The sequence below is a fragment of the Paraburkholderia sediminicola genome (genome assembly GCF_046027355.1).
Lineage (GTDB): Bacteria > Pseudomonadota > Gammaproteobacteria > Burkholderiales > Burkholderiaceae > Paraburkholderia > Paraburkholderia sediminicola_B.
This window is the reverse complement of sequence record NZ_JAQQEK010000019.1, coordinates 101,835-117,926: the sequence shown is the minus strand read 5'-3', so window position 1 is coordinate 117,926 and position 16,092 is coordinate 101,835. Positions and strand designations below refer to the sequence as shown.

Here is a 16,092-nt window from a genome sequence, read left to right as displayed (position 1 = left end):
CGGCTCGTTCTAGGCAATCAATCGAAAGTCGTCTTATAAGAGGATTAGTTCATGCAACAAGCTGCCTCAACCGTGTTTCCGCCGAAGCTCACGCTTTACTACAGTCCCAAGGCCTGTTCGCTCGCTTCGCATATCGTGCTTGAAGAATCACGCTTGTCTTATGAAGCAATTTGCGTCGATATCCGCTCGGGCGCGAACGTCGGCCCGGACTATCTGAAGATAAACCCGAGTGCGATCGTGCCGGCACTCGGAGCGGGGGATGCGGTGATCACCGAGTCGCAGGCCATCCTGTCCTATATCGCCGATCTCGCCCTCGAGAGTGGACTCATGCCTCGTCCGGGCACTCGGGAACGCGCGAGGGCCCACGAGTGGATGAACTGGATTTCCAGCAGCCTGCACGTCACGTACCGATCAATCTTCAGGCCGCAAACCTATGCGGGCGACCACCCGGATGCGATCTCCGCGGTGCGCGCGCACGCAGAGAAGAAGCTCGTGAAGATGCTTGCCGAGATCGAGACGCGATTGGGCGACTCGTCGTACGCACTCGGTGAGGAATTCTCGGCGGTCGACGCGTATCTATTCGTGTTTTATCTGTGGAGCTTCGATGAACGAATCCACGCCGAACTGCCTGCCCGGTCCCGGTACGGCGCGCTTGCGGCGCGCGTTTGGGCGCGCGATGCAGTTCGGGTAGTGGTGGCGCGCGAACGAGCGGTCCGTGCCTATGAACTCCCGCCACATTTCGCATCTGAGCTGACAACCGAAAAATGAGCCTCTACGCCTTGCAGAAAGCGATCTATGAAGCCAATCGAGACGGTGCTGTGATGACGCGTTACCGAGCTGATCCACGTGCATTTGCTGACGGTTACGAACTGAGCGCGGAAGAGGCTGGAGCGTTGAGCAGGCCGGATATCGGCCTGCTATATGTGCTGGGGGTTAACGGTCAATTGTTGATGCACTTTGCCGCCGCCTGCGGCTATGAGTGGGACGCGTATATCAACGCGATGAAACACGGTCTCGAAGCATACGGTTCAGTCCGCGAAGGACTATATGCGACAAAAGGAGCGCGGTGATGAGTCTTGTTTTCTCCGGGGTTTGCAGTCATGGGCCGGGCATCACGGCGCGCAGCGAACGCGCAGACCCGAATCAGTATGCGCGTCTGCAAGCCGGCTATGCGCGCATGAGACGCGCGCTGGAAGACGCACGGCCAGACGCGCTAGTCGTTATCGCCGCAGAGCATTTCGCTAATTTCTTCATGAATAACATGCCGTCGTTCGCGATTGGCATGGCGCAGCACTATGAAGGTCCGATCGAGGATCCGGAGTGGCTGCGCATCCCTCGCCGCAAGGTACCGGGAAGCACCGCGATTTCGCGCAAATTGATCGACGGTGTGATGCAAGAAGTCGATGTCAGCTATTGCGAGGAATGGAAGTTCGATCACGGCGTCATGGTGCCGTTGCATCACCTGACACCGGATTACGACCTGCCGGTCATCCCCGTCAACATCAATTGCCAATGTCCGCCCATGGCGCCGCTGCATCGCGCGTACGCCTTGGGACAAGCGATTCGTCACGCTGCAGAGGGTATGCCGGAGCGTATTGCAGTAATCGGAACTGGCGGGATCTCTCATTGGCCGTGTACGCCTGATTCCGGAACGATCAACGAGGCTTGGGATAGAGATTTTCTCGATCGATGGGTTCGCAACGATCGCGCCGCATTGCTCGATTACGCCGACGAGGAGATTTACCGGGAGGGTGGGCAGGGGGGCTACGAAATACGCACCTTCATTGCTGCGGCGGGCGCGGCGTACGGCTCGCGCGGCCAGGTATGGTGTTACGAGCCGATTCCCACATTTTCGTGCGGATGCACGATCGGCGTGATGGACCTCGATCACGCATAGCGATCTGTCGAGACCGCCTCCGTGCGGTCTAATTTCAACAAACTGGAGATAGCACGATGTTTATGAAGAACTGCTGGTATGTGGCAGCCTGGAGTCACGAGCTGATTGACGACGCGCTGGTCGGGCGCACGCTGTTGAACGAGAAGGTGCTGCTTTACCGCGGTAACGACGGCAAAGTCTGCGCGATGGAGGACCGGTGCTGCCACCGGGGAGCGCGGCTTTCGATGGGACGTCTCGAAGGAAACTGCGTTCGCTGCATGTATCACGGCCTGTTATTCGATTCGAGTGGCGCATGCGTGGAAATCCCGGGGCAGGAGTCGGTTCCGCCGAACCTCAAGGTCAGGAACTATCCGATCGTGGACACGGGGCACCTCGTGTGGATCTGGATGGGGGAGCCGACCCTTGTCGACGAGTCGAAGATTCCGGACTTCCCATATCTGAAGGATCCGGCCTGGCACGGGCGCCCTGACTATCTGCATTATGACGCCAACTACCAGTTGATTGCCGATAACCTTGCCGACATCAATCATATTGCCTACGTGCATACCAACACTCTGGGCGGTTCGGAGCGATATGTGGTCGAACAGACCGCCAGTCCTCTTGAGAAACTGGATGACGGTTTCCGACTGACGAAGTGGCACATGAACAGCGATCTGCCGCCGTTCGTGAAAAAAATCGAGAAGAAGATGGGCAAGGTGGACCGCTGGAACACGGTGGAAATGAAGGTTCCGGCCTATTTCTTCCTCGAGTCGGGATTTTCCCCTGCGGGAACGGGCATCGAGAAGGGAAACAAGGAGGGTAGCCTCGAATTTCATAACTTCCAGGCGATGACACCGGAAACCGATCGTACTACGCACTTCTTCTGGGTCTATATGCACAATCAGAAGAAGGACGTCGAGTTGTATTCGCATTCCCTCCATGACAGCATCCTCGAGGGATTTCACGAGGACAAGGCCATTATCGAGGCGCAGCAGGAGGTGCTCGACGCAGATCCGAAATTCAAGCTGCGGGCGATTGCATCGGATGCACCGCTTTCGCACCTGCGATGGCTGGTCGACAAGCGAATCAAGGAAGAAAGCACGCAGGCCTGAGCCGCGGGTATCTAGCGGTTTGAACCATGGTTAGTGGCGAGGCGGTGTTCATGCCGCCTCGCCTTCGCGGTACCCCAGGAAGATGGTCTGATGAAAAAGATACAGGTTGTGATTGACCGACGCACGGACGAGGCGAAGGATGTCGTGAGGCTGGTGTTGCGCAGACAGGACGGCGAGAACCTGCCGGCGTTTTCTCCCGGCGCGCATATCGATCTCTTTTTGCCAAACGGAATGACGCGCCAGTATTCGCTCATTGGCGATTGCAGCGAAACGGATCGCTACGAGATAGCCATCTCGAGGGCTGCCAATAGCCGCGGCGGATCGCTATGCGTGCATTCGGCGTTGAACGAAGGCAACGCGCTCGACATTAGCGAGCCGCGCAACAACTTTCCGCTGCAAGCTGGACACGAGACGTTTCTGTTTATCGCCGGCGGAATCGGCATTACGCCGATCCTGTCGATGATCCGCCACTGCGAACGTCGCGGCTGGCCGTGGCGCCTGCTGTATCTGGCGCGCAGCCGCGCACACGCGGCCTTCCATGACGAGCTCAGCAGATTCGGCGACCGTGTACGCTTTCATTTCGATGATGAGGCAGGATGCCTGTTCGACTTCACCGACGCTTCGTTCACGCTGGAGCCCGGCGTGCCGATCTACTGTTGTGGCCCAGCCCCTGTCATGAATGCCGTGGAGGATTTTTCGTCGAGCCATCCGGACAACCCTGCCTTCTTCGAATGGTTTTCTCCTCCTGCGGAAAGTGGCGCGCGTGAGGTGGCCGCCGGGTTCGACGTCAAGCTTCAGAGTAGTGGGCAAGTCCTACACGTGCCTGAAGACAGAACAATTCTCGAAGTGCTCGAAGAGCACGGGTACGAGCTGCCCTGTTCGTGCCGCGAAGGAATGTGCCGCACCTGCGAAACTGGCGTCATAGACGGCCTGCCAGATCATCGGGATTACGTACTTTCGGGCAGCGAACGCGCAGCGGGCCGGACAATAATGATATGTGTGTCGAGAGCCAAAAGCCCGATGCTTGTACTCGATGTTTGACGTTACTGGAAAAAAGATACGTGGGGACATCTGAATGGAATTTGACTATGACCTGTTCGTGATCGGTGCGGGTTCCGGCGGAGTGCGGCTGAGCCGTATGGCGGCTTCGTACGGTGCCCGCGTGGCGATCGCGGAGGACAGTCTCGTGGGTGGAACCTGCGTGATTCGCGGCTGCGTGCCGAAGAAACTCCTTGTCTACGCATCGCACTTCCCGCACGAAGTGGAAGACGCGGCGGGCTATGGCTGGTCCTATCGACCGGGCACGTTCTCATGGGCCGCGCTGATTGCGGCAAAGAACCGGGAGATCGCCCGTCTCAACGGTGTGTATCTCTCCCTCCTTGAGAAATCAGGCGTGCAGAGGTACGACGGCCGCGCAACGGTTGCGGATGCGCACACGGTCGAAGTGGCGGGGCACCGCATCAGCGCGCGTCACATTGCAGTTGCTACCGGCGCGCGGCCTATGCTGCCGGCCATACCGGGCATTCAGCATGCCATCACATCGAATGAAGCACTTGATCTCGCGTCCCAGCCCAAACGGATCGCGGTGGTTGGTGCAGGCTACATCGCGGTCGAGTTCGCGGGCATATTCAACGGATTGGGCACGCAGGTCGACCTGTGGTGCCGCGGCCGTCAGATTCTGCGCGGGTTCGACGAAGATGTTCGCGATGCGCTGGCGAGCGCCATGACCCAACAGGGCATCGAAATCCGAACAGAAACTACCGTCCTCGGCCTTGAGAAGTATCGGGACGGAACGATCGGACTAGTGCTTGAAGGCGGTACGCAGGGGCACTACGATGCCGTGCTCTATGCGACGGGCCGGGTGCCGAACAGTGCTCGCCTTGGGCTCGAAGAAGTGGGCGTGACGCTTGACAGAAATGGCGCGGTGGATGTTGACGAATACTCAACAACGAGCATACCGTCGATTCACGCAATCGGCGACGTGACTGGGAGGCCGCAATTGACGCCGGTTGCCACGCGCGACGGCGCACTGCTGGCCGCGAGCCTGTTCGGCGGCGTGCGGCGCGCAGTGGATCACGAGTACGTTCCGTCGGCCGTTTTTAGCACGCCTGAAGTCGCGACGGTTGGGCTCACCGAAGATAAGGCGCGCGAGCGGTACGGCGTCGTCGACATCTTCAAGACTTCGTTCAAGGCATTGCGTCACACGTTATCGGGCCGCGACGAGCGCACGCTGATGAAGCTCGTCGTCGCTCGCGGTAGTCAGAGGGTGGTGGGGGCGCACATGGTCGGGCGCGATGCCGCTGAGATCCTGCAGGGTATCGCGATTGCGATGAAAGCCGGCGCGACTAAAGCACAGTTCGACGAGACGATCGGAATTCATCCGACCGCCGCTGAAGAGTTCGTCACGATGCGTTAAGTCGGTGGTTGTACGGCGCCTCGCCTTCGAAAGAGCGTGGAGCGCAGAAAGCGGTGAGTACCCACTCCGTCGTTGCGCCAGCACGGATGCTCCACCCCTATTGTTCGTAATGGTGACTCACGCGACGAGGTTAATCGACGCGCCCCACTTGATGTTGAGCCGCGAACATAAGTCGTCGATGAATGGGGACGGATGCTGTGAGCGGCCAGTGAGAGCAACGTAAGATGAGGAGACATTTCCCGTTGCCTGTTGCGTTCGCGAGTTGTGGCATTCCTTCGCTTTGAGGGCTGTTTTGCACAGGTAGGGATTGTTCTCGGGTTGCTTTCACGGAATCGTTTTTGTTCCCGGACGACAAAGAGCTCGAAGTTTTGGAGGTCGATGATGAGACTGCCTCTTGCGCGCACGACATATGTGTTGTCTGACAATGGTCATAGCAGTGCGAACCACGGCTCGCCTGAACAATTCAGGACGCTACACGAAGAGGGGTGGTCCCAACGCCAGGATTGTTCATACGTAATACAGTTCAGGCAAACAGGAGACTCTATCGGGCGTCCCGTGTCACAGATTCTCGAGCACGTCACAGGAGGGCACGCATGTTCGATGGAGCGGTACTTTCGGGGCAGCAAGGGACGAGCCACTGCAGGAGGGAGTTCTCTGTGCGTCTTCTCCCTGATTTCATGGAGACGGCGTAGTTGCGACCTTGTCCGGGGACGTGTCTTCTAAAGCGCCGAAGAGAGAGTGCTTTCGTTCAATAGGCGAATTTCTAACTTCGGGCTGCTGATTGAGATGACCATGAATGAGTCAGAGAATTTAGTTACCACCGAGAACATTGCTCCGGGTGCGCGACTTGGGTTTTGGACGCGCCAGGTATCGGGTCTGATGACCAACCTGGAAGTTTCCTCGGTCGTTGGTGATCGCTTCCATGGTTCTATAAAATACAGCGCGATGAGCGCGACAAGCATGTTCGCATTTTCGGCTGCGGCACACAGCGTCGCACGTGCGACGCCTCGGCATGGAGGCATGGGTGATGACGCCGTATTCGTATGCGTTCAGGGATCAGGGACGGCTGTAGTCGAGCAAGATTGCCGACAGGCAGTGCTTCGCCAGGGAGACATTACCCTCCTGGACACGTCGCAATGCTTCTCGGTAGACTTTCCCGGTGATGTGGAGCAGTTGGTTTTGCTCGTGCCTCGCAAACAGCTTCGCCAGCGTGTCGGCATGGTCGAGCGGTTGACCGCAACCGTTCTATCGCGGGATAACGCCCTAGGCGCAATCACAGGAGACTTTCTGCACTCATTTGCCCGGGACGTTGGACGACTCCGTGCGTCGGTAGCCGTTCGTCTCGAAGACCAAGCGATTGACATGATCTCGATGGCATTCACTTCGACGATGGATGAGATGGAGCCACGATCCTCGGCGACACGATCCGTCCTCGCGTGTCGTGGACGGGCATACATAGAGAGCAATTTGTGCAACCCGAAGTTGTCACCCGCCGATGTCGCCGAGCAACTCGGCATTTCGAGGCGATACTTAAGCACTGTCTTTTCGTGCGCCGGTCTGCCGGTTGAACGATTAATTCGCGAACGCAGGTTGGAGAAGTGCGCCAGAGACCTCGCGGACAGAGGTTTAACTTTCCGTTCGATCGGTGACATTGCGTACTCCTGGGGATTCAATAACCTCACACATTTTAGTCAGGCCTTTAAAACGATGTTTGGCCTATCGCCACGCGAATATCGCAAACATATGTTGGTGGATGGGAAAATACCAGACTTCACGGTATGTTTCCAAAAAGTTTAGTCGATTCGTGGATAATATTTTCCAAGCTACGATGGCTTGAATGTGCATAAATTGTTTGGGGTGGAGTCGAACACAACAACCTCGACCTGGCGTTGTGGCATAAATCGAATTTGAAGGCAAAGGGGCTTCAGTGGATGCCGGTTAGCACGGCGCGATCGCCGAGCGGCTTGCGCCCTGGGCATCGGGTTCGGCGCGGTTTCGGCGGCGGTAGCAGCGGCTGGATGAAGGACCGGTGTTCATCGTCGAGTATCGATTTTGCCGTAGCCTCCTTGTCAGTTGAACAACGATGAGGTTAACAGAGTGCGATTCGGGTTAGCAGCCCCATCAACTCATTTTGCTAGAGCCTTTTACTGTGACAGAACCGGATAGTCGGTGTACCCCTCGGCAGTCGGGCCGTAGACATTCGGCCAGACGACTTCCGCGAGTGGTGCATCGATGGCGAAGCGCGTCGGCAGATCCGGATTCGCAATGAACGGGCGGCCGAACGCGACCATGTCGGCCAGTCCTGCCTCGATCAGCCGATTGCCGCGTGTGCGATCGATACCGACGTTGGCGATGATGTGGCCGCGATAGAACGCGCGGAAATGGCGGAACATGCCGTCGCCCGCCAGTGCAGCCAGTGGCGTCGCCGACAGGTCCGCCATCTGGCCCATCAGCAGCAGATGGGAAAGGTCGTAGTCGTTGAGTCGGTCGATCACGTATTCGGAGGTGGCGAGCGTAGCCTCATTGGACACGAACGCGCCCGTTTCCAACGTCACCGGTCCTGTCTTGATGCCGGTGCGGTGCGCGCCGACCGTGTCGACCACCGTTTCCAGCACGTCGAACAGCAGACGTGCGCGGTTCTCAACCGAACCGCCATATTCATCCGTGCGCAGATTGGTGCGAATGTTGAGGAACTGGTTGAACAGATAGTGATAGCCGCCTTGGATCTGCACGCCGTCGAAGCCGGCCGCTATCGCGTTGCGCGCGGCCCTGCCAAAATCGGCGACCGTGCGGCGGATTTCGTCCTTGTCCATCGGACGCGGGACAACCGTTTCCTTTTTGCCGGTCGGGGTGACGCTCTGCTGCTCGGGGTTGACCGCAGAAGCGGACGGCGGCGCCTTTCCGCCGTCGAAATCCGGATGCCCCAACGAGCCGGTATGCCAAAGCTGCGCGACGATTCGGCCGCCCGCGCGGTGCACGGCCTCCGTCACCGCGCCCCAGCCGCGCACCTGTGCGTCGCTCCAAAGTCCGGGCACGTCAGCCCAGCCGACCGCATCGGGGCTCACAAAAATCCCTTCGCTGACGATCAGGCCCGCCGACGCGCGCTGGGCATAGTAGTCGGCGTGCAGGCCGGTCGGCGCGAGATCGGGATTGGCCGCGCGCATGCGCGTGAGCGGCGCCATGGCGATGCGGTTGGACAAGTCGAGCTTGCCTAGGCGAATCGGCTCGAGCAAAGGCTGGTTGTTTGGCTTGTTCATGAACATCTCCCGCGAAGTTTGAAGGATGTACCGCGGGCGGCTTCGACAGGCACGCTCCGTCGAAAGAGGCGCCGGCCGCCCTGCACACGCCGGATTTCCCGACACGCCTTGCCGTGTCGGCACGACCGTCGGGTCCGACGCACCGTGAGTGCTATTCAGTGTGGAAATCGATGCTGCGAAAGTCGATCGATACCAGCAATGGCTCGTCTACCTTTCGTCCCGCATCGTCGTACGCAAAGACCCGGCGCGACATCGGCACCATGACCCCGCATACGTTGCGGTAGTCGGACGCATAGTTGGCGCCTCGCGCTCCACCCATCACATCCACCGTGTAGTCGTGACGGCGCAGCAGCCCGTCTTCACCAAAGTAAGAAATTTGCTCGCGTGCGTGGCTGGCGATCGAATCCGGGAACATGGCCTTCAGACGTCGCCACACTTCGCCGTTCTCCTTCCATTCGGGGAGTTCTTCCGTATGGAAACCGGGGAGAGTGTAGAGAAACGGAATGGTCAGGTATGTCCAGAGCGCGTAGCCGGTAAAGTACAGCGCGTGCAGGCGGTCCCATTGGGTTTCCTGGGCATGGCCTCGATAAGCCGTTCTCGGGGCGCTGCGCTCGTCGGTGGCACGGGCGTCCACCGAGTCGATACGCACGGCATCCGGCGTGAACGTGCCTTGCCATCCGCCAGCCTGCGAAGTGATCGCGACGTGCTGGCGCCGCAGGTTGGCCGCCAGTTCGATACCCTGGAACATCTCGGGCTGGCCTTTCAGGTGCCAGACGGCTCCGCCGATATCGAGTGCTGCCGACACGTGGCGGAGCTTCGCCCAGTTGTCGATTCCGCCATGCGCCAGCAGGGCCTGCTCAAGTAGTGTCCTCATTGCGTCCTCCTCGTGTGGAACAGTGTTTCGCAAGCGTTACCGCTCGTCGGCGAACCTGTCGCCGAACATCGGATAGCCGCCGGCGGATTCACTGCGCGGCGCTTCGTTTTGCAGCACGTCCCGATGCTCGACGAGCTTCCCGTCCTCGATTCGCAAGATATTCGCGGCGATTGGCGCGGTGGGTGTTGCAGAGTTGGTGTATCGGCTGTGAACCCAGACGAAGTCGCCGTTGGCGGTAACCATGTCGTATTCGAAACGCATGTCGGTTAGCGAACGCACGAGGCCGAACAGCCTGTCGCGTCCGGCCGAACGTGCTGCCTGAGCTGGACGTAGGATTCTGACCAGAACTGGGCCGCTTTCTCGTAATCCTTCTTGTTGAACAATGTGTCAAGAGCTTCGATATCGAGCGCGATGTTCTTCTCTTCAAGTGCCGTAGTCATGACATGAACTCCAATGGTTGATGGTGTCGCGTCTCCCATTCGGGATTCGCTGCCGGTCGGGAATGACGGTCAGGTACGACACCGACGGTTGACCGGCAGGCTTCGTCATTACGTTGTCGCCCGCCACGGACACGAGGTGCGCTCGGCCTTCATGCCTCATGCGACGGGAATCGGGTTGTCGGAGATGAACTGGTTGAGTTGTTCGACGAACGCGTGCTCGTTGGGGCCCGCGTTATCGCGCAGCGGTTTGGCCGCGTCGACGATGACCTCAGTTGTCGCCGTTTCCAGCAGCTTCATCGTTTCGGCGATGAACGCGTCGAGCGGCATCGCGCGCGGGTCGCCACTCTTGTGAATCAGATCCGTGTCGACCCAGGGCGGCGCGATCTCGAGCACGCGAACGCTCGTATTGCGCAGCATGAAGCGTTGCGACAGTGTGTACGAGTGAATCGCGGCTTTGGTGGCTGAATACAGGGCGGTCACCGCGATCGGCACATAGGCGAGTACCGAACTGTTGTTGATAATGGTTGACTCGGGCTGCCGCTTCAGGTGCTCAACGAAGGCGGCGCTCACTCGTACCGGGCCAAGCAGGTTCGTGTCGATGAGACGGACGGTCTGTTCATCGTCGAGTGGTCCGCCGGCGTCGTCGAACGGCATGATGCCTGCGTTGTTGATCACGACGTTCAATGCCGGATAGCGTTTAATCAGTCGCGCGGCGACTTCGCGAATCTGCGCGGCGTTACCGATATCGAGTTCAACCGTATCGATACCGGGATTGAGCCTCGCGACCTCATCGAGCAGCGCCTTGCGCCGCCCCGCGATGATGACCTTGTTGCCCCGCTGGTGGAGGGCTTCGGCAAGTGCACGGCCAATACCTGACGTGGCGCCGGTGATGAATACGGTGTTTCCGGTGAGTTTCATGGCAAAAATTCCCTTTAGGAAAGACGTGGTTTAAAGCACCTTGAGTACCGCCAGTAGCGGAGACGCCACCATTACCCGTCTCCGAAGTGCCGCTGGAGGAATCCGCTTGCTGCAAGAAGTGCGGGCGCATGCCCCGCGATGTCGGCACGCGTCGTGTTGGCATAGCGTGCAAATTCTGTAGGGACGCCCGCGTTGATGAGTGACGCGGCGTAGTGTTCGGCCTCGATATGCAGCGGGTCATGCTCTACGCTGGCAATGAAAGCCGCCGGAAGGTCTGCGAGGCGGCGCGATTCGAGTGGCGCTGCATAGGGATGAACGCGCTGTGCGAGCGTTGGCAAGTACGCGTGGTAGCTCGCCGCGAGAACATCTGCCCCAGGCGCCGCATGTGTCGTAAATTGACGAATGCGCGTCATGCTGGGATCAAGCAGCGGCGCGAGCAGAACCTGTGCGCGAATGCCGGCGTTGCCACGATCGCGGGCGACGGCAGCGAGGCAAGTTGCGATGTTTCCGCCGGCGTCGTGGCCGGCAACGGCTATATGGCGCTTGTCCGCACGCACTCCACTGGCTTCAGATCGTACCCACAGCAGTGCGCGATACGCGTCTTCCAAGGCATTCGGAAACGGGAACCCCGGCGCGAGCGAGTAGCCGACGGAGAGTACCCACGCGCCCACGTGCAGGGCGAGCGCCTCACAGACGGAATTTGTCTCGTCAAGCGAGCCGGTGGTGAATAAACCACCGTGGAAATAGAGGATGATCGGCAGCCGGCGTCTCTGCGCTGATGGCCTGAAACTGCGCACGACAATAGGCTGGCCATAGCCGTTGATATGAACTTCTTCGACCAGCAAACCTGAATGGGAAACGGTAGACATGTCAGGCAACGCGCAGCGTTCTCGCTCACAGGAACAATGCACGTATTGTTGTCTTTGCCGCTGCGCCGATAAATCGCCTGCCCGCTACAACTCTGTTCTCGCAAAGAGAACAAAGCGTCGTCTTTCCCCGTGGTTATGCCTCGCTTACGCCGTGGGCCTCTCTTCGTCGTCCGCAAGTTCGATAAGATCGGCATCCTGCGTATCAATGCTCGTAGGGCGGCAGCGCGCATCGGCGTCGGGGGTGCTAGTCAGCAGCGCAGAGTTGCGAAAGAGTTCGGCGATCCAATCGACGAACGCGCGCACGGTCGCGGAGAGATGCCGATTGTGCGGATATACCGCGGAAATGGGTAGCGGCGGCGGCTTCCATTGCGAAAGAATCTCGACCAATGTGCCGGATTCGAGGTAAGGCAGCGCCATGAAGCGGGCGCCCTGAACGATGCCGAGACCATTCAGCGCGCTTCCCAAATAGGCCTCCGCGTCGTTCACGGCGATGGAGCCGCGCATCTTCACCTCGACCGCTTTCCCGTCGACATCAAACGTGAGCGGCATGATCCTGCCCGTGCGCCCCCAGTAGTAGTTCACGGCCTGGTGATTGGCGAGTTCGTCCAGCGTTCGCGGTGTGCCTGCCTTGTGGAGGTACGCTGAGCTTGCAACGGTGACAGCCTGATAGATGCCGACACGCCGCGCCACGAGTGACGAATCCTGCAATGTGCCGATGCGCACCACGCAGTCGACACCTTCCTGCACGAGATCCAGCGGTTTGTCCCCGAGGCCAAGCATCAGGTCGATTTCCGGATAGCGCTCGTGAAAGTCGGCCAGCGCCGGCATGACGATGAGGCGCCCGAGAGCGCCGGGCATGTCAACCCGTAACTTGCCGCGTGGCGATTGCTTCTTGCCGAGGAACGAACTCTCGATGTCGTCGATGTCCGCGAGGACACGCACGGATCGCTCGTAATAGGCGGCGCCGTCAGCCGTGAGGTTGAGGCTGCGCGTAGTGCGCTGCAGCAAACGTGTTTTCAGGTGTGCTTCGAGGTTTTGTACGATCACGGTCACACGTCCGCGTGGCAAATCCAGGGTCTCGGACGCGCGCGTGAAACTCTTCGTCTCCACCACGCGGGCGAATACTCTCATGGCCTGCACGATATCCATTGCCCACACCTCATCCAAACCGGTCGTTGAAAATGCAGACGGCCCCCGACGCGCGTCAGGCGAGTGGGAGGCCAGAAAAATGGCGGCCCGGAGAGGCGCCGACCGACGTTGCGGTGCACCGTTGCGACTCGGTCTCGAGACCATCACATCCAGTGCGCAGTCTAAACTGCGACGGCAAATGCCGCCACACGTCGGCGCGGATATGTGATTACCCGATTGCGGATCCGGCAGCGGCAAAAGAACGGACGCACGGGAAGGACGATCACCATCGTTACGCCATCGGGCGTGCCCTTTGCCGAAACAAAGATGTCCTTCTCGCAACAGTCTTAATCGAAGTTGAGTACGAGAATATTCCCATGCACGGCGAGTGAAGGTAGCGGTTGACGATTGACAACCGATGTCAGACTTGTGTGTCCACACCATCGATGGCAGTAATTGATCCATCTTTGTCCTATCGGAGTCGCGAAGCGAGGAAAGACAATCCTTGATCAACGGCGTCCTTGCCGCCACTCGTGTAGGGACGATCGGATTAACCGACCACATCAGGAGGATGACACATGGAAGACTTCAAAGCATTGGCGCTCAAAGAACGGCAGCAACTGCAATTTCTCGCACGTGGGCGCCATGGGAATTTTATTAACGGGCAGACGGTCGCGCCATCGTCAGGTGCATACGTCGCTGTCGTAGATCCTGCAACCGAAGAGGTGGTATGTGAGGCCCCCGACAGTGACGCACACGACGTTGATGCGGCCGTTACAAATGCGCGTCAAGCTTTCGAAAACTCGGCGTGGACGCGGGCGCGTCCGGCTGACAGAGAGCGCTTGCTTACACAACTCGCTTGCCTGATCGAACAGCATGGCGACGAACTGAGTGCTCTCGAAACGCTTCAAAGCGGCAAGGTTCGTACGCTTGCGAGAATGGTCGAGGTTGGCGCCGTTTCGGAGTTCGTACGTTACATGGCCGGTTGGGCGACGAAGCTCGAAGGGCAGACGCTCGACAATTCGATTCCCTTTCCGCCGGGTGCCAAATACTTTACGTACACGAAGCGTGAAGCGGTTGGCGTTGTGGGTGCGATCGTCCCGTGGAACTTCCCGCTGTCAATTGCGCTTTGGAAAGTTGCCCCGGCTTTGGCCGCCGGTTGCACAGTCGTTTTGAAGCCTTCGGAAGAGACGCCACTGACTGCTCTGCGCCTTGCGGAATTGGCGATTGAAGCGGGCTTCCCACCCGGCGTGCTCAACGTTGTGTGCGGGCGAGGCGAGACGACTGGTGCCGCGCTGAGTGCTCATCCTGGTATTAACAAGCTTTCCTTTACTGGTTCGACTAGCGTAGGTAAAGCAATCGGGAAAGCGTCGGTCGACAATATGACGAGATTCACCCTGGAGCTTGGCGGAAAGTCGCCGGCCATTGTGCTCGAGGACTCGGATCCGAAGTTCGCGGGACACGGCACGGCAAACGGGATTTTCCTGAACCAGGGGCAGGTGTGCACAAGCGGTTCCCGAATCTACGTACATCGCAAGATATTTGACGATGTCGTGGAAAACTTCGTCAACGCAGCTAGAAGCCTCAAGATTGGGTCAGGATTCGATCCGCAGACCCAACTGGGTCCCGTTGTTTCGAAGCGCCATTTCGAACGCGTCATGGGCTTCATTGATGGCGCGCGCGAGGAGGGGGCGTATGTCGCAACTGGTGGTAAGCGAGCCATTGATGCTGGGTACTTCATCCAACCCACGCTGTTCACCAATGTTAAGCCGCACATGCGTGTTGTGCGGGAAGAGGTGTTCGGTCCAGTAGCTATCGCTGTACCCTTTGACGACCTCGAAGAAGCGGTTAGTCTGGCCAATGACACTCCCTATGGTCTGGGAGCCAGTATCTGGTCGCAAAACATCAGTCAGGTACATAGATTGATCCCGAGGCTGCAGGCAGGCATGGTATGGGTGAACACGAACAACATGCTTGATCCGGCTCTCCCTCTTGGAGGTTTTAAGCAATCCGGCTACGGGCGCGATCTAGGGAGAGCATCTGTAGAGAGCTACACGGAAGTGAAGAGCGTTTGTATCGCGCTATAAGGCCACTTGGGGAGTCAAAGCCGGGATATCCAACTGGGCCGGCTCCCCAGGTAAACTTTGCAGCGCTCGAAGAAACGGGACTTAAGAGTGAGGTCGTTCACGCCGCTGCTGAATCACTCGCATCGAGTGAATCCTGATCACTTGGAGGATATCCGAATCGCCGAATGAACGCCCTGCGCAAGGTTTGTTCATCGCCGAATCCACAGTCTCTTGCAACCTCTTTAAGCGAGGAATGCGGTTCTCGGATCCGGCGCAGGACTGCGTCAGTGCGAAGAGCTTCAACGGTTTTTGCTGGGGTTGTTCCGATTCGCTCGGCATATCGTCTCGCGAATGTTCGGGGGCTCATCCCAACGCGTTCGGCGAGAGCTTCGACAGTCAGGTTCGCGTTGAGGTTGTTTGAGATCCAGGCGTGAAGCTTGCTGAAGTCGGGATCGCGCGCGCTCTGTGCAGCCAGGGGAAGCGAATACTGCGTTTGATCACCTGGTCTCTTCAGAAAGAGGACGAGAAGTTTGGCGACTTCGATCGCAATTGCGTACCCAAAATCGTCTTCGACGATGGCGAGGGCGAGATCAAATCCGGCGCTGAAACCGGCTGAACTCCAAAGAGCGCCGTCGTGTACGAACAGACAGTCGTGTTCGACGGTCACGAGAGGAAACCGTTCTTCCAGCAATTTTGTCGCGTCCCAGTGGGTTGTGATCCGGTGACCATCTGCAAGGCCGGCAGCCGCAAGCAGAAACGCACCGGTACAGATCGCACATACGCGTCTGATTGTCGGCGCGTGGATTCGGAGCCACGTCACGACTCCCTCTGGGACTGGAGGGGCAGTGGGAGGACCGCCACCCGGGACGAGCAATGTATCAACCTCACTTATGGAAAAGTCGCCTATCGGCTGTGTGTGAATCTTGATGCCGCAAGAGGTTCGAATTGAGCCACCGTCGAGAGACGTGACTACGACTCGATATCCTAGGGCGTCACTTTTCAGAACGTAGCGGCTGGTCAGATCAAAAACATCACTTGGTGACGCGACATCGGAAAGGGTAACTCCGTCGAATGCGAGGATCAGTATGAGTCGTTGTTCATCTCCTGAACGTTTTTGAAGTGTATTTGTCATTTCG

Annotated in this window: 16 protein-coding genes and 1 pseudogene; 8 read left to right on the top strand and 9 right to left on the bottom strand. The window is 58.6% G+C overall.

The annotated features are described in order from the left end of the window. Positions 1-51: 51 nt before the first annotated feature. The 7 genes from PQR42_RS28545 to PQR42_RS28515 all read left to right on the top strand — a co-directional run bounded on the left by PQR42_RS28545 (position 52) and on the right by PQR42_RS28515 (position 7,201). A complete protein-coding gene (locus PQR42_RS28545; protein ID WP_408494227.1) occupies positions 52-768 on the top strand; it encodes a glutathione S-transferase family protein in 717 nt (238 codons plus the stop codon). Continuing rightward, entirely contained in the window at positions 765-1,070 is a 306-nt protein-coding gene (locus PQR42_RS28540; protein WP_408494225.1) for an aromatic ring-opening dioxygenase subunit LigA, read from the top strand. Before PQR42_RS28545 ends, PQR42_RS28540 begins: the two co-directional genes overlap by 4 nt. Further along, positions 1,070-1,897 (top strand): DODA-type extradiol aromatic ring-opening family dioxygenase, encoded by an 828-nt coding sequence (locus PQR42_RS28535; protein ID WP_408494223.1) that lies wholly within the window; start codon positions 1,070-1,072, stop codon positions 1,895-1,897. The genes PQR42_RS28540 and PQR42_RS28535 overlap by 1 nt, the downstream gene beginning before the upstream one ends. Before the next feature lie 56 nt (positions 1,898-1,953). Next, entirely contained in the window at positions 1,954-2,988 is a 1,035-nt protein-coding gene (locus PQR42_RS28530) for an aromatic ring-hydroxylating dioxygenase subunit alpha (protein ID WP_408494221.1), read from the top strand. A gap of 90 nt (positions 2,989-3,078) precedes the next feature. Further along, positions 3,079-4,029, top strand: coding sequence for a PDR/VanB family oxidoreductase (locus PQR42_RS28525; RefSeq protein WP_408494219.1), 951 nt, complete (start codon positions 3,079-3,081; stop codon positions 4,027-4,029). A 34-nt stretch (positions 4,030-4,063) separates the two neighbouring features. Continuing rightward, positions 4,064-5,404 carry a glutathione-disulfide reductase gene (gene gor, locus PQR42_RS28520; RefSeq protein WP_408494217.1) on the top strand — a complete coding sequence of 447 codons (1,341 nt, stop codon included), beginning with the start codon at positions 4,064-4,066 and terminating at the stop codon, positions 5,402-5,404. 792 nt (positions 5,405-6,196) lie between these two features. Further along, positions 6,197-7,201: a helix-turn-helix domain-containing protein gene (locus PQR42_RS28515; RefSeq protein ID WP_408494215.1), complete on the top strand. Its 1,005-nt coding sequence runs from the start codon at positions 6,197-6,199 to the stop codon at positions 7,199-7,201. Between the two features lie 133 nt (positions 7,202-7,334). Here PQR42_RS28515 and PQR42_RS28510 read toward each other — a convergent pair. The 8 genes and pseudogenes from PQR42_RS28510 to PQR42_RS28475 form a co-directional block, all read right to left on the bottom strand. Beyond that, positions 7,335-7,451, bottom strand: a pseudogene (locus PQR42_RS28510) (IS5/IS1182 family transposase); the annotation flags it as partial. Positions 7,452-7,548: 97 nt separating this feature from the next. Continuing rightward, positions 7,549-8,661, bottom strand: a complete 1,113-nt coding sequence (locus PQR42_RS28505) for an alkene reductase (RefSeq protein ID WP_408494213.1) — start codon at positions 8,659-8,661, stop codon at positions 7,549-7,551. Between the two features lie 151 nt (positions 8,662-8,812). Continuing rightward, positions 8,813-9,535, bottom strand: coding sequence for a hypothetical protein (locus tag PQR42_RS28500; protein ID WP_408494211.1), 723 nt, complete (start codon positions 9,533-9,535; stop codon positions 8,813-8,815). Between the two features lie 36 nt (positions 9,536-9,571). Further along, positions 9,572-9,778 (bottom strand): hypothetical protein, encoded by a 207-nt coding sequence (locus PQR42_RS28495; RefSeq protein ID WP_408494210.1) that lies wholly within the window; start codon positions 9,776-9,778, stop codon positions 9,572-9,574. A 23-nt stretch (positions 9,779-9,801) separates the two neighbouring features. Continuing rightward, the gene (locus PQR42_RS28490) at positions 9,802-9,975 is read right to left on the bottom strand and encodes a hypothetical protein (protein ID WP_408494208.1); all 174 of its coding nucleotides are present in this window, start codon (positions 9,973-9,975) and stop codon (positions 9,802-9,804) included. Between the two features lie 156 nt (positions 9,976-10,131). Further along, positions 10,132-10,893, bottom strand: coding sequence for an SDR family oxidoreductase (locus PQR42_RS28485; RefSeq protein WP_408494206.1), 762 nt, complete (start codon positions 10,891-10,893; stop codon positions 10,132-10,134). A 71-nt stretch (positions 10,894-10,964) separates the two neighbouring features. After that, entirely contained in the window at positions 10,965-11,762 is a 798-nt protein-coding gene (locus PQR42_RS28480) for an alpha/beta hydrolase (protein WP_408494204.1), read from the bottom strand. A gap of 144 nt (positions 11,763-11,906) precedes the next feature. After that, a complete protein-coding gene (locus tag PQR42_RS28475) occupies positions 11,907-13,355 on the bottom strand; it encodes a LysR family transcriptional regulator (protein ID WP_408494202.1) in 1,449 nt (482 codons plus the stop codon). Between the two features lie 113 nt (positions 13,356-13,468). Between PQR42_RS28475 and PQR42_RS28470 the strand changes: the two genes are divergently transcribed. Continuing rightward, positions 13,469-14,977 carry an aldehyde dehydrogenase family protein gene (locus PQR42_RS28470; protein WP_408494200.1) on the top strand — a complete coding sequence of 503 codons (1,509 nt, stop codon included), beginning with the start codon at positions 13,469-13,471 and terminating at the stop codon, positions 14,975-14,977. Between the two features lie 97 nt (positions 14,978-15,074). On the opposite strand, the gene PQR42_RS28465 is transcribed toward PQR42_RS28470, so the two are convergent. Then, positions 15,075-16,088 carry a GlxA family transcriptional regulator gene (locus tag PQR42_RS28465; RefSeq protein WP_408494198.1) on the bottom strand — a complete coding sequence of 338 codons (1,014 nt, stop codon included), beginning with the start codon at positions 16,086-16,088 and terminating at the stop codon, positions 15,075-15,077. Between the last annotated feature and the right edge of the window lie 4 nt (positions 16,089-16,092).